The following is a 14,012-nucleotide window of genomic DNA, read 5'->3' as shown; positions in this document are numbered from 1 at the left end:
CTGTCAATTAAAGCAATCACTTATTAAATATAAGTTCATGGGTTGCTTTTGTCAATCATTCACAGGCAGTTCACAAATTGTTCGAAAAGTCGTCAAAGTCGCGCCGTTATTGATTTTGCAATCGCTTTCAAAGTCTATTTGCAACCGCGCATTCCATCATTCGACAATATTCACAACCTGTGTTTAACCGTGGTTCTACGCTATATATACAGTCAATTCCGCTATTTTGAATCGGCCAGCATTCTGCTTGTACATCCAATACTCGCTCAGCTCAAAATAGGAGATATCCTTCCCTGACCTTTTCCAGAGAATATATCTCCTATTATTATGCGATATTTTTCTAAATCTTAATCCGTCAAAATTACAGGTCCGTTCTTGGTAATTGCAATCGTATGTTCATACTGGGCACCGATTGAACCGTCCGCGCTCGAGATGGTCCAGCCGTCGTCGCCCCAATAAACCGCTCCCGAGCTTCCAAGAGTGAACACCGGCTCAATCGTGATGACCATCCCTTCCTTCAGCTTCGGCCCTTTGCCAGCAATACCATAATTCGGCACATCTGGAGGCTCATGAATCGCACGTCCTATTCCATGCCCGACAAGCGGCCTGACAATGCCATACCCCTCGCGTTCAGCCACCTGTTCAATCGCATGACCGATATCCCCCAGTGACGCGCCAAGCTGTGCTGCCGCAATCCCCTTGAATAAAGCTTCGCGGGTATGCTTCATGAATCCGGCTACCTCTGGCGAGACATTCCCGACAGCATACGTCCAACCAGAATCCGCCAGCCACCCGTTCCGGTTGACGACCATATCAATCGTAACGATATCCCCTTCCTTGAGGGGACGATCATTCGGGAATCCGTGACAGACGATATCATTGACCGATGCGCATGTGGCGAATGGAAATCCCTTATACCCTTTTTGCTCCGGCGTGGCGCCTTTCTTTTCCAGAAAACGTTCTACCAGGGCATCAATTTGCATCGTTGTTATCCCCGGTTTGATCTTCTTGGCGATTTCTCGATGACATGTAGCCAGGATGTTTCCCGCCTCTCGAATGTAGCCGATTTCTTCTGTTCGTTTGAGCTGAGTTCTCATGCCTGCTAAGCCCCCTCACCCTTACCGTCTGCTACTAATATATGTGAGAGGATTTGAAAATACCCTGCATGAGCGCCCAAAACGCGACGATCCCTACATTAAAAAAACCGCTTCCGGGGAGTACCCGAAAACGGTGTTTAACCATATTATCTAAGATGGTTCATATCATTAATGATGAACAGGATTAACGTGCTTGGTTATATTTCTACGGATCAGGTGCAGAACAGTTACGAAACGGAGGAATTTAACTTCCCTAGTTCGTGTTCAACCACGAGTGTAAGTTCTTCCTCGTAGCCCCCCATAATATGGTACTTCCGGACATACTCCTTTACAAATTTTTTCGGATCTTTAGGCCGGAAAATTCGTGTCATTTCCCGCAGACTTTCCTTAACCTCATTGTGACCTTTCGTTGCCATGATGGATCCCTCCCAAAACGTGTGGAATATAAAACTCCGTTTAAAGAGAATGCCGAAAAGATCTACCTCATTAAGTTGAAGCCAAATTGCAGTTCTTACGGTGATGATTAGGTTGATATTCAGCAACTTACCAATGCACCTGACACTTTACATACCCATATAAGCACGTAACTGAAACATTCTTGATCATTCATATATTATATCATATTCTTCTGTTTGTTTCATCTTTCCCAAAAAATGTTTTTTTGTTTAGGTATCTTCATTTGATTTTGATGAACCGAAACTGCCGGCCCGCAAATGGTTAAGATATAAGCGTACCCTATTGACCTAACTGCTCTTGAATATAGAAAACAGGAGGTTTCTGTCCATGTCACACCAACAGTCGATCCTTCAATCTCCCACCGCCTCCAGTCCTTACATTCAGCGTGCTCGGCCCCTTGATTATGGCATAGATGCTTCTATTCTGGACCGGGTGGATCAAATCATACGCAAACAATATCCCAAAATGCGCAGCTTCCTGCTCGTCCATGACGGACAACTCCTATACGAACGTTATTATGGTGGACATACTGTCCAATCACTGAATGATCTGAGATCCGCAACCAAAAGTTTCACCTCCATGCTGCTCGGTATCGCCGTATCGCGCGGTGAAGTCCCCTCTGTTGATGCATCGGTCTATGACGTATTCCGTCAACTGATTCCTGCCCAAACCCATCCCGCACTGAAGAAGCTGTCCCTTCGACATTTGCTTACCATGACCTCGGGCTTTGCTTGGCAAACGGGAAAAAAGCTGGGCGAGCCGCTGATCCATCGCTTTCACAGAAACCGACAGTGGGTCCGTTATGCCCTCTCCCTGCCGATTGTCCAGCAGGATATCGGCACATTTCAATACCGCAGCACCGATTCGCATCTGCTCTCTGCTGCGATTAGTAAAGGAACCGGCATGGACGCGTATGCCTATGCACGCCTGCATCTCTTTGAACCGCTCGGCATTCAGCATACCGCATGGTCTCCAAGTCCCGAGGGACATAGTATGGGCCATGTCGGCCTCCATCTCACTTCTAGAGATATGGCTAAATTCGGACATTGCTGCATGAACGATGGGAACTGGCAGAACAGTAACATTATACCTACAGAATGGCTCAAAGAGGCGCTCCAACCGCAGGTAAAAGGCTATCCCGCTTTTGGCGATTACGGCTATCAGTGGTGGACAGGCAAGATTAATGAAACCACATACGCCCTTGCACATGGCCATGGAGGGCAGCAGATCTATCTTTTTCCGCAACTAAACTCCGTCATCGTATTTACGGCAGACAGCAAGGTGAGCCGCTGGAAGAGTCCCCGCGTCCTGCTGGAGCGACATATCTTGAATCACCTGAAATCCGTATTTCAGGGATAGAGCTTCAACCTTCTGGTTACTTTATGCGTTATGAATGATTTTTAAAGTATACCTGAGAGGAGCATGCAGCATGGCTGGAAAAGATAAGGATCTCCACCCCATTTCAAGTGAAGAGGTTGAAGTCGATGGGATTTATACCAATGAATGGGGACGCGAGGAATATTTGAAACGCGGTGAAGCCTTCCCCTTCGACCCCCAAAAAGGATCCACGGAGTGGCAATTGACGGAATATGATTTCGATAACCACCATCAAGGCAGAACGGATGAACGTCTTGTTCCAAAAGAGAAGGGGCCTGATAAACAAGTGAATGCCGAATCTCCCTTGCGCCATGACGTAGAGGTTGATTAGACGCTTGTCACTCGGTAACGAACAATAATGATGCATCAGATCTGTTTGTCAAAGGGTGAACCGATATGAAGAAATCAAGCTGGATCTTGCTGCTCGTTCCCCTGGCTCTCATCGGAACCGGCTGGCTCGCAGCATATATTGGCGAGCCGGAATACGCCTACACTCCGCCGGAGCATAAACTAGACAATGCCACGGCAATACGAGCTCAGCAGTTCAGTTCATTACGCCAGTACGATATTTGGGGGAAGACGTTAACCGTTCCTGGTGGCATGCAGCCGTTGAATGCCCGCCTCCAACCAGCCAATGGCGCTGTAGAGGTTACGGACGACATGCTTAAGTTAGGACGACGTACACTCTATGAGGAAACGTTTGGCAATGAGATATTTTTGTCCGATGTATTAGGTATTGCGAGCGGCCCCTTGAAGATCTCCAACATCATGGAGGCGATCGTTCGTCTCGAAGGAAAGGGTACCGACAACCTTCGGGTTGAACTGGATCACGATGTAACCGTCGGCGGCAGATTGTTTCATAAGGGCGAGATCATTGACACTGGACTTGACGTTGCTAAAGGCGCTTACGCTCCGATCGGCATGACGGTGAAATATGCGGAAGGTCGGGCCAAAATCGGGATCGGCTGCATGGCCTGCCATGCGACAGTCAACCGCGAAAGCGGCATGGTCGTTGAAGGAGCGCCGAACACAGATTTAAATTTAGGACTAATCATGGCTTTGGCCACTAACAGCGCAGCGTATTTCACGCATACCGATGTCACGAAGCTGGTTGATTATATCCAGGATGAGAATCGCTCCGTTACGAATTCGCAAGGGTCTGCGGAAGCACTGCCAGACCCGAAGCTGCTCGAGGACGCTGTCGACCGCAACCTGCTAAAGTGGGCGCCGGGTAATTTTGATACAACCGTCGACCTGGTCAGCGACATTACCCAGATTCCGGATATGTTCACCAAAGGTGGCCACCCCTATAGCTGGAGTGGTTTCGCTGCCGTAGGACCCTTCAAAGGTCTTAGCACCTTCAGCAACAACGTTCATGCTCAGAATACGGACACGCTTAGCCAGATGGATATCAGTGACAAGCTATGGGGCATCGACCGCGAAATATATCTGGGCACGATTCTGCAGAACGCTGCTAATCCCAAATTCCGCTACGATCCGAACAGCGGCATCAAGCCAACCGATTTCTTCAAGCTCCTGGATCCGAATCCAGATACGCCGGGCACCAATGAAGTCATTAAGGTTCCGAATTACCCGAAGGTATCTGCCATCGCGCCAGACGGGCTATACATTAGTTCTCCAGCTTTAAGGCCGGGGAACAAGTTAATGCCATGTCTGCCTATCAGAATACGATCAGACCCCCGGAAACCACTACAACGGACACCAAGCGTATGAGCATGGGGGCGGAGGTGTTCAAAAAAGCCCAGTGTATTACTTGTCACGCCGGAGATGCTTATACGAATAACCGAATCATGCGGGCGCAAGATATCGGGACAGAGCCTGCCCGAGCTAAAGCGTTTCGCCGAACCCAGCATTTGATGGGTGAACCAGAGTTCTATTCTCCTGACACCCCCGTTCCGCTTCCCCCTGACGCCAAGGCGGTTAAAGTACCCACGAATGGCATTGATGCGGAACAGATCAAATTGGGATTCGGCCATGAGCCAACGGCTGGAGGTTACAAAGTCAAAGGGCTGATTGGTCTTCGCTGGTCCGCACCTTATCTGCATGACGGCGGTGTTGCTGTTGGACCGAATGTGAGCCAAGCGGGCGTACCTGCTACGCTGATGAAGGGAATCCGTCCCGATCCCTATAACAGCTTGAAAGCCATGATCGACCGCAAATTAAGACAACAGGTCCTGGAGGCTAACCTCCAAGATAAGAGGATGAGAGATACTCACGTTACAGGACAGGGACATGAATTCTGGGTCGATGAGAGCAGCGGATTCACGCCAGAGCAGCAGGATGCACTCGTGCACTATCTGCTCAACCTGAAAATGAAGTAATACGGGGAATAACCATCATACTTTGTCCAAGCCGCTCATAAGGTAAGATATAGAGCCTGCAAGATCGAGATTCTGGTTTAGACAAGGAGTTGATGAGTTTGTCCCCGTTCAAATCATCTACAGGACTTCCCGAGAACCTGGCTGCCACACTCTGCTATTTGTTACCCATGGTAGGCGGGATTCTGTTTCTTTCGCTGGAAAAAAGAAGCCGTTACGTCATCTTTCATGCGCTACAGTCTCTACTGGCGTTCAGCCTCCTTGCCGCGGCCCATCTGCTGGCAGGAGCTGTGCCCATTATCGGGCTTCTAGCATCGGCACTGCTCGCACTCATCGGCGTTCTGATGTGGTTGGTGCTGATGGCGCAGGCCATTCAAGGAAAATGGTTCAAGCTCCCCTGGATCGGAACATTTGCCGAGAAGCAGATGCAGCGCATTTAAGCAGAACGCGAACAAGCTTGCCACCCTCACGGATGGCAAGCTTTTGTTATTTGAGGTCAGAGCATCCTAAGCGGCATGCTCTTCCCCTTGGTTATGATTCGTATGCTTAGGCTTCGTGTAATTCAGCCCATTAAAGATCAGATTCAGGATGATGGCCGTCAAGCTGCCTGCTACGATCCCGTTATCCATCAGAATACGAAGATTATCCGGCAGGCTTTCGAACAGTCCGGGCACCGTAGTTACGCCAAGACCAATACCCACGGAGCAAGCGATAATGAACAGGTTCTCGTGCCGGTTGAGGTCAACCTGAGCTCCCAACATTCTTATACCTGATGACACCACCATACCGAACAAAGCTACCATGCACCACCGAGTACCGAAGCCGGGACGAGTTGAGTCAGTGCCGCGATTTTGGGGATGAGACCGATTAGAATGAGCAAACCGCCTGCGACAACGATGACATCGCGAGTCTTCACGCGGCTCATCTGAACGAGTCCGACATTTTGAGAATAAGTGGTGTACGGGAACGAGTTGAAGATACCACCGACAACGATTGCAATCCCTTCGGCTCTATATCCGCGAGTGAGGTCCTTGGAAGTAATATCGCGATCCACGATTTTGCCAAGCGCCATAAATACACCCGTTGATTCAGCCACGCTGACGATAGCAACGAGAATCATCATGAGGATCGGCATCAGCTTAAATTCCGGCGTACCGAAGTAGAACGGCTGCGGAGCACGGAACCAGCCCGCTTCACGCAGCGGCGCCAGGTCCAATCCTCCGAATACAGCTGCAGCAAGTGTACCTAACACCAGGCCCGTGAGAACGGAGATGGAACGCCAAAAGCCTTTTGCAAACCGATTCATGAGGATGATAAATACGAGTACGCCAAACCCGAGGCTAAGATTGAGCACACTACCGAATTCACCGGCAGCCATTGCCTCGTTCCCACCGCCCAGATCCGTGAGAGCGACAGGAATCAAGGTCAAACCAATAATCGTAACAACAGAACCGGTAACGACCGGCGGAAATACCTTTATCAATTTACCGAACAAGCCTGAGAACAGGACAACAAACAACCCCGAGGCAATAATGGCCCCGTAGATGGCCGACATACCGTAATCCAGACCGATGATGATCATCGGGCCTACCGCCTGGAATGCGCAACCCAGCATGACCGGAAGCCCAATCCCGAAATATTTGTTGCCAAACACCTGCAGCAAGGTTGCTACCCCGCACGCCAGCAAATCGATAGCAATAAGATAGGTCAGTTGCTCTGTCGTTAACCCCAGAGCATTTCCAACGATCAGCGGCACGATAATTGCTCCTGCGTACATTGCCAATACATGCTGCAGACCTAAGGAAAAAGTTTTAGCTGGGTGCCGGCGCTTGTCAAAGATCGGCTCCACTCCCGCTTGTTTCTGTTGTTCCATGACCTCATGATTCCTCCCAAGTATTATTGTTGGCTTTGTTATTTATGCAAAAGTCACGATGCCATCATCAAGAGAAGCGATGCGTACCAGCGATTCCACCCGGTAACCCGCTTCAGCAAGCAACCGCCCCCCTGGCTGAAATGCTTTTTCAATTACAATCCCGATGCCCACTACTTCCGCGCCGGCTTGTTCCACGATCCGGGCGAGGCCGAATGCTGCTTCACCATTGGCAAGGAAATCATCCACAATCAACACCTTATCGCCGGGCTTAATGAACTTCTTGGCCACGGTAATCTCGTTGCTCTCCTGCTTCGTGAACGAATATACTTTCTCAACGAAGATATCTTCGCGGAGCGTCAACGATTTCTGCTTCCGGGCAAAGATCAGAGGCACTTCCATTTCCAGCGCGGTCATAATCCCAGGTGCGATGCCGGAGGATTCGATCGTTAACACACGGGTTACATGCTCTTCATTAAACCGCCGTGTAAACTCCTTGCCCACTTCCTTCATCAATACCGGATCCATCTGATGGTTCAGGAACGAATCCACCTTCAGAACTTGTCCACTCAGTACAATGCCTTCCTCTTTCACCTTGTTCTGCAGTAATTGCATGATGCTCCCCCTTAAATTTGTTCACATTCCAAGCCCAAAAAAGCCCACTTCCTCCTTTAACCGTATCGCCGGGAAAGGATGAAATGGGCATAAGCAGCTTGAACGCACGAAGAAAGCCTATCCAGGCCAATAGATTGGCCTAACCTGCTTGTCCGTGCCGACTGCCGTATCCCGTAGTCCAATCATTTCCGGTGATCGGGTAGAGACATGCAGGCCAATCCCTGCACATATACGAGAAAACATATGGTATGAAAATAGCTCTCAGAATCTGACGCATGAATGTTATATTTCCGAATGAAAGAAGTATACCGCATTCCCTATGAAAAAATAAAGTGAAAATTTACGGAAATTATTAAACAGTGGTCAAAAATATGAAGCCACCCTGATTCTTGCCCTGTTGCCCCTCATTCGATCCGCCGGTAACGGTCGTTGTTTGTCTAAGCGGTCTGCCTGTTGCATGCGTTTACACTTCTTTAACACCGTTTCGTATCGGTCTTTATACCATAAAAAAAACCAACATTTTTGAGAAAAGCATATAGATGCTCTTTCAAGAATGTTGGTTTATCTTAAGAGTTACGGATTTGCGTTACGGCTGAAACGTCACTTGGATCTGCACAATCTCCGAACGAGAACCCAGACGTATGGGCGGTCCCCAGAAGCCATACCCTGAGGAGACGATGGAGTGCATTTGCCCTTTCTGCAAATACCCCCAATCATTCTCGAATATCGCGCTTGTAATAAGATGGGCAGGGAATACCTGACCACGGTGCGTGTGGCCGGATACGATCAGATCAACCCCTGCTTGCTGCGCTTCATCCAGTGCGTTCGGCTGGTGATCGAGAGCTAGGATCGGCTTGTTCCGGTCCACTTCCTGCATGATCTCGGATAGGTCTGCGCGCTCCCGATCCTGCTTGTCCCTTCTTCCGACCAGCACCAGGTCCTCAACCTCCAGCGTCTCATCGTATAACACAGTCATCCCGCTATGTTCAAGAGCTTCAATCAGCTCTGAGATTTCGCCTTTGAATCGGTCATGATTCCCCAATGATGCGATAACGCCATAGGGTGCCTGAATGCCTGTTAAAATCTGATCAATGCCCTGATTCAGGTATGCATCCAGATCATCATCAATAATATCCCCTGGAAACAACACCAGATCCGGTTCCAGTGCATTAATCTCCTGTACCATGCGCTCGGCATGGGCCTTGCCTGACAGCACCCCGAAGTGCATGTCGGATGCCATCACAATATTCAGATGCTCCAGCGCACCGGCATTCTTCGGTATGTTGACGTCGTATGCCCGCACGGTTGGACTGTACGCGTTGAAAGAACCGACACCAATCAGAACCACCATTAAGATGAGCACGGCAGCGCCTGCCGTTTTTTCCGTACGGTCCCTGTTGAGGGTCGTTAATCGCAGCAGCCATAACATGACATGCATGAACGGCAGCAGCACGATCAACACGTAAAAGATAGCCATCCAATACGATCCGATAACATTCATTACGGTCCAGTTTCCGAGAAACCGTCCGGTAATGAATGATGTCGATACGACCGTCAAGACAACGATATATACGATTTTGAGCGCGATCGACGGACCTGGCCTCATCCAGCTCCATACGCTGCGGCCGATATAATAGACCAGTAATCCATAAACAAGTAACACAATGATTCCTACAAAAATAAACATCGCCATCCCCTTCCCTGCTTCCATTATAGCAAGCGGAGTTAGCAAATCCCAGCGGACACAACCGCAAGGGGACGGGCACGTTATGATTCAGTTACAAACCGGTCCGCTGCTTGGGCAGCAGCTCGTTCAAGAGCATCTTCAGATTCGTATCCTCCGTGTATCGCTCTTCACCAACATCCAATTCATTTACGCGAATATACGTATACGTTGCTGTGTTGCCGGTGGGGCGAAATAATAATGGATCGTGAGCATCCGGCACCACCTTGTATCCCATTCCCTCAAACATGCGCAGCAATTGTTCAGCATCCGGCTTCTCCCCGGCTTTTACAAAGATTAGTCCCCGTAACCGCTTGGGTGCTGCCCGATGTCCTACCGTAAAATGAACGATGCATTCCATATCCACTCATCCCCTTCGCTGACTGTAGCCTGCCTGCATCCATAATGTAAGGATGTCCCAACATGCGCTAGAACTATCCTCTGCGTAGCGCAGATGACCAAATAAACGCCAGACGCTTTCCGACGTTTCATAGCGGGTTGGCACACTTTAATTGTAACGAATGAAGTAGGTTGCTGCTGTGATATAAGTCACATTGTCGAATAGTTACATCTGCTCAAGGCCGCATATTTTACGCGGAGTTGCGGTCTCCCTCTGCTGGCTCGACCTCGTCCGAAGCGCCGACAACTTCCTCTACAACCCGCTCGGGATATTGTTCCTCGGCGTGCTCCAACTCATCATCCGAATGAAGATACTGGCTCTGAATCCAGCCGAAATGGCGCCCGTAGCGTTCTTCTAACTGCTCGCCCATATCCTGTTCAAGTTGAAATAACACCATCTCCTGGCTAAAATGATGCAGCAGCAGTTCCGCCATGACCGGATGTTCGGTTATAACCGCGCCGGTGTCATAGCTCCGCCGCGCATACCGAGCAGGCACCATTGCCGATCGATCACGAAAGAGAACTTGCGACCGCCTTGTCGGCGCTTCTCCAAGCCCTGCCAGCCTGGCCACGCCAGCGTTCTGGATAGTCCCTGCTCGGGTCCTTCGCAAGCCCATAACACCTTGACCCCCCGCGATTCAGCCTCTGCCAAAGGCTCGCGTAACAGAGCCGCTTCTTCGCGCCACACGTCGACTACAATTTCATGCTGCGCCCGCTTCAATTCCCGAACCAGCACATCCATTACGGCCTGATCACCCTCCATACTGAGAAACGGCGCGGCCGTGCCGCTGCTTCGCGGCAGGCTCTTCTCTACAAAAGCCAAAGAGGCTTCCACCCGGCCGGATATCATCCGCGTCAGCTCTTCCGGCTTCAGAGAGCGGTAGCGTACCGGCTCGCCTTCCATCTTCTCCAGCGCCCCATGCTTCTCCAGCCGCTGCATGGCCGCATACACATTGGAGCGCGAGGCGCCTAAGCGCTTAGCAACCTCGTAACCGCCAGCCGGACCATGCTGAGCAAGATCCACCATAATCTTGGATTCGATCTCGGTAAATCCTAAATTGCGCAAATGATGCAGCAATTGTTCCATATAATTCGTCCTCCCCTAGATGCCCGAACGCTCGCTTGCACTCTCATTCACGCCATCATTGTCTTATATCTGTTCAGCACCGCAACGTGGACACCATTTCGAGCCTTTTGGCAGGTCAACACTGCAAATCTGACACTTCACCATATCGCGCGGCGGTTCTTCATCGTCGCTTGCATAATCTGGGCTTTGATTATTCTCCTGCCAGAAACGGATGCGACGATCCAGTTCAAGCTGACGTTCCCGTTCGCGCTCCAGATCTTCCCAGTGACGCCGCTCTTTCTCCGGATCCTCCTGTTCGAGCTGTTGCTCAGTATCGGTGGTGATCGATTCCCTCACATCCATCTCTTCATGCTCCCGCTCATAGGCGTATGCAGACTCCGGCTCATATTCTGCCTCAGGATTATAAGCAGATCGCTCGGATTGATATTCGTATTCTTCGGTATCTTCACGCTTCTCATCCTGAAACTCGCCATAGAAGTATTCACGCTCATTCGTTGTCTTGCTCTCCTTCACGTTCAACTCCTGAGCAGCGGACTCTTCTGCCTGTGCAAGACCACCTAGCTTGTTCCCGCAATAAGGACAGAATACGGCATCCAGCGCAACGACGCGTCCGCATTGACAAAGCCGTTCGTTCTTGAGGACAGCAATCCGATTGCGGATCGAATCGATCTGTTCCTGAAGCCCGTCGCATGTCTTGGCAAGCTCCACCATTTCCTTCTCGGCGACCGACATATCCTTCGAGCGATATCCCTCATAGAACACTTTGCCCATCTGCAAATAGTACGTACCCTTCTGTTGTTCAATCTCTGAAATCTGACCGTTCAATTTATTGATTTCCACTACGTGTTGCGCTTTCTCCGTCGCACGGTTAGCTCCATCCTTGAGTTTCTGCAAAATATTCATCCATGAGTCCTCCTCTGTACCGTATACACCCCAGACACCTGCAGGTGCTTAGGTTCTATTACTTCATCATAGTTATAAACGATAATTAGTTAGCTATAAACGCACTTTCGCTGCCCCTAGTCCAATATATTATGGCTACGGTGATTCTATCATACCAAATTCCGTGTCTGATGTGAAAAAAGACAACCGGTTCCCCCTGGGCCAAGCGCTTGCAGGACCTGATTCATTCCAGTCCGCCTGGTGTATATGTTTAGGAAAATGCACAATTATCGTGTGAATCTCCACCGGCTCATACCATACGACATCTTACGGCAGTCTCGCCTGCCGACGTCAGGAGGAATTGCGACATGAACAGTGAAAAGAAAACCTACTATGTATCCGTCAATCATAATCTGATCCAGGAAGTACCAGACGACGCTAACGAATACGTTGTCCACCTGAACGATGAAGAGGTATCCAAGCTGCGCGGGCTGCTCCACGAAGTAAGCAGCAGCGACCGATATGCTTTCAAACGCACGTTCATTCCTTATAAATCCGCCGATCATGACGATGCCAACGAGGAATACGATGAGCGCACCATTAATCTGTACAACTTCCTCTATAATCATGGAGATGAAGCGACGCGACGCACCATTGAGGGCATGAATATCATCGGCAAATTAAAGGACACGGGTTATGACGACCCCGGTTACGAGGATTCCCCCCTCAATAAATAAACCGGCTTGAAGCACAATGAATCCCGGAGCCTGGGCTCCGGGATTCATTGTTATTCAAGAACAATCACCCGGTTTGGACAGGTCCTGTTCTACTGTATAGATTCATCCATCGGGTGACAAGGATAGAAAGTCCCGTTTCGGCTCCGACTTTGTACACAGGCGGATTACAATTTAATGTTAGCCTCGTCAAAATATTCCTCCAGCGTCAATCCGCTCTCGGCAATATCTGGTGCAAGATCAGTACCGATATAACGGATATGCCATGGCTCGTACACATAGCCCGTAATATCCTCAGCTCCATCGGGATAACGGATAATAAATCCGAACTCGGGACCCCGGCGATCCAGCCACTGGCCTTCCTCCGTATGCCCGAACACTTCCTCAAGCGCATTGCCCGCGCTTGGACTCGATACGTCGATGGTCAGCCCCGTCTGGTGTTCACTCGTCCCTGGAACAGCACTGACACGGTTCGCTTCGGCTTCACCCTTTGTTCGAACGTTGTTCTCATATATAGTCTTCTGTCGAGCATACGAACGGTATCCGGATACAGCACGTAGCTCAATCCCGTCTTCCTTCGCTGCAGCGAACAGTTTCTCTAAAGCGTCAGCCGCTTCTTTCCGCAAATGCCGTTTCTCATGCGGTTCATCAAAGGAGAAGGGAACATTCGGTTCCACCAGATCGCTCGGCTCATAACCATCCGGCAGGCTCCGCTGCTTGTTCACAATAACCGTCATCGCTTCCGCATTGGTCACAACTTGCTTGCCGTTCTGTTCCTGAACCGTAGCCTGCAGCGCATTCTCGCTCCGCTTCGCCATAACCGGGTCTGCTTCAACCCCATCCTCTGGTGTACCTTCGGGTAGGGTGCTGCCTTCCTGGCCATCCGCAGGCGATTGCAGGTCTTGTCCAACTCCCTGACCAGATCCAGTATCATTCGATTGACAGCCCGCAAGTACAGTCCCCGCCAAGAGCAGGGATGCCAGTGCAATGCTAATCAGTCGAAATCCTGTCCTTGTATATCCATTCATCTCTCGTTTCTCCCTTTCAACCATTGTCCTGCCCCCATTGTACCTTACGGGATACGTACAGGACAAACAGTTGTCATGCCATCAACCGCGATTATACCAGGTTAATCGCAGATTTACGGCAGCTACCCCCGTTTTACGGCTTGATCCATATTGCATTTCAGACATATAAGATCGGAAATGAACATGCCGCGACGGCTTTAGCCTTCCATACCGCGGCGCTTCTGCTCGGCTTGCTTCGCTGCTTCACGGGCAATCAAGCCGAGCGCTTTGGCAGCGCCGCTCACACCAGGCAGCAGACCCGCCCAGTCCCCGGCGGGACCGAGCTGCCCCGCTGGCGGTGGTGACAGCGCTAGCGCAAACTCGCCCAGCTGAGGGCCGGGCCGGTGCAGTCGGCCCTCAGCGGCG

Annotated in this window: 11 protein-coding genes, 4 pseudogenes and 1 riboswitch; of the genes and pseudogenes, 5 read left to right on the top strand and 10 right to left on the bottom strand. The window is 50.3% G+C overall.

Annotated elements, in window-relative coordinates; genetic code table 11:
* Positions 1–347: 347 nt before the first annotated feature.
* Positions 348–1,097: a type I methionyl aminopeptidase gene (map, locus tag JCM10914_RS16575; protein WP_023963082.1), complete on the bottom strand. Its 750-nt coding sequence runs from the start codon at positions 1,095–1,097 to the stop codon at positions 348–350.
* 227 nt (positions 1,098–1,324) lie between these two features.
* Complete coding sequence (locus tag JCM10914_RS16570) at positions 1,325–1,513, bottom strand: hypothetical protein (RefSeq protein WP_006208082.1); 189 nt, start codon at positions 1,511–1,513, stop codon at positions 1,325–1,327.
* Positions 1,514–1,880: 367 nt separating this feature from the next.
* Here JCM10914_RS16570 and JCM10914_RS16565 point away from each other — a divergent pair, with 367 nt between their 5' ends.
* The 4 genes and pseudogenes from JCM10914_RS16565 (at position 1,881) to JCM10914_RS16550 (ending at position 5,709) form a co-directional block, all read left to right on the top strand.
* Positions 1,881–2,912 (top strand): serine hydrolase, encoded by a 1,032-nt coding sequence (locus tag JCM10914_RS16565; protein ID WP_036718642.1) that lies wholly within the window; start codon positions 1,881–1,883, stop codon positions 2,910–2,912.
* Positions 2,913–2,982: 70 nt separating this feature from the next.
* Positions 2,983–3,261: a hypothetical protein gene (locus tag JCM10914_RS16560; protein WP_023963077.1), complete on the top strand. Its 279-nt coding sequence runs from the start codon at positions 2,983–2,985 to the stop codon at positions 3,259–3,261.
* A 65-nt stretch (positions 3,262–3,326) separates the two neighbouring features.
* A pseudogene (locus JCM10914_RS16555) lies at positions 3,327–5,272 on the top strand (electron transport protein).
* Between the two features lie 98 nt (positions 5,273–5,370).
* Positions 5,371–5,709 (top strand): DUF4870 domain-containing protein, encoded by a 339-nt coding sequence (locus JCM10914_RS16550; RefSeq protein WP_023963073.1) that lies wholly within the window; start codon positions 5,371–5,373, stop codon positions 5,707–5,709.
* Positions 5,710–5,775: 66 nt separating this feature from the next.
* On the opposite strand, the pseudogene JCM10914_RS16545 reads toward JCM10914_RS16550, so the two are convergent.
* The 6 genes and pseudogenes from JCM10914_RS16545 to JCM10914_RS16520 form a co-directional block, all read right to left on the bottom strand.
* Positions 5,776–7,142, bottom strand: a pseudogene (locus JCM10914_RS16545) (nucleobase:cation symporter-2 family protein).
* 42 nt (positions 7,143–7,184) lie between these two features.
* Positions 7,185–7,754 carry a xanthine phosphoribosyltransferase gene (locus tag JCM10914_RS16540; protein WP_023963068.1) on the bottom strand — a complete coding sequence of 190 codons (570 nt, stop codon included), beginning with the start codon at positions 7,752–7,754 and terminating at the stop codon, positions 7,185–7,187.
* 154 nt (positions 7,755–7,908) lie between these two features.
* A riboswitch (purine riboswitch) is annotated at positions 7,909–8,009 on the bottom strand.
* A gap of 331 nt (positions 8,010–8,340) precedes the next feature.
* Entirely contained in the window at positions 8,341–9,441 is a 1,101-nt protein-coding gene (locus JCM10914_RS16535; RefSeq protein WP_036718677.1) for a metallophosphoesterase, read from the bottom strand.
* A 91-nt stretch (positions 9,442–9,532) separates the two neighbouring features.
* Entirely contained in the window at positions 9,533–9,838 is a 306-nt protein-coding gene (locus tag JCM10914_RS16530; RefSeq protein WP_023963064.1) for a hypothetical protein, read from the bottom strand.
* 229 nt (positions 9,839–10,067) lie between these two features.
* Positions 10,068–10,963: pseudogene (locus JCM10914_RS16525) on the bottom strand (TrmB family transcriptional regulator).
* Between the two features lie 63 nt (positions 10,964–11,026).
* Positions 11,027–11,866 carry a zinc ribbon domain-containing protein gene (locus JCM10914_RS16520; RefSeq protein ID WP_023963058.1) on the bottom strand — a complete coding sequence of 280 codons (840 nt, stop codon included), beginning with the start codon at positions 11,864–11,866 and terminating at the stop codon, positions 11,027–11,029.
* Between the two features lie 347 nt (positions 11,867–12,213).
* Here JCM10914_RS16520 and JCM10914_RS16515 point away from each other — a divergent pair, with 347 nt between their 5' ends.
* Entirely contained in the window at positions 12,214–12,582 is a 369-nt protein-coding gene (locus tag JCM10914_RS16515; protein ID WP_023963056.1) for a hypothetical protein, read from the top strand.
* Between the two features lie 164 nt (positions 12,583–12,746).
* On the opposite strand, the gene JCM10914_RS16510 is transcribed toward JCM10914_RS16515, so the two are convergent.
* Together JCM10914_RS16510 and JCM10914_RS30565 are read right to left on the bottom strand one after the other, a co-directional pair.
* The gene (locus JCM10914_RS16510) at positions 12,747–13,607 is read right to left on the bottom strand and encodes a M15 family metallopeptidase (protein ID WP_036718675.1); all 861 of its coding nucleotides are present in this window, start codon (positions 13,605–13,607) and stop codon (positions 12,747–12,749) included.
* A gap of 197 nt (positions 13,608–13,804) precedes the next feature.
* A pseudogene (locus tag JCM10914_RS30565) lies at positions 13,805–14,012 on the bottom strand (hypothetical protein); the annotation flags it as partial.

Origin of the sequence: Paenibacillus sp. JCM 10914 (assembly GCF_001315105.1) — a bacterium.
Classification (GTDB): Bacteria; Bacillota; Bacilli; order Paenibacillales; family Paenibacillaceae; genus Paenibacillus_AQ.
Note: the sequence above shows the minus strand (reverse complement) of the source record. Positions and strands in the feature narration are given on the sequence as shown.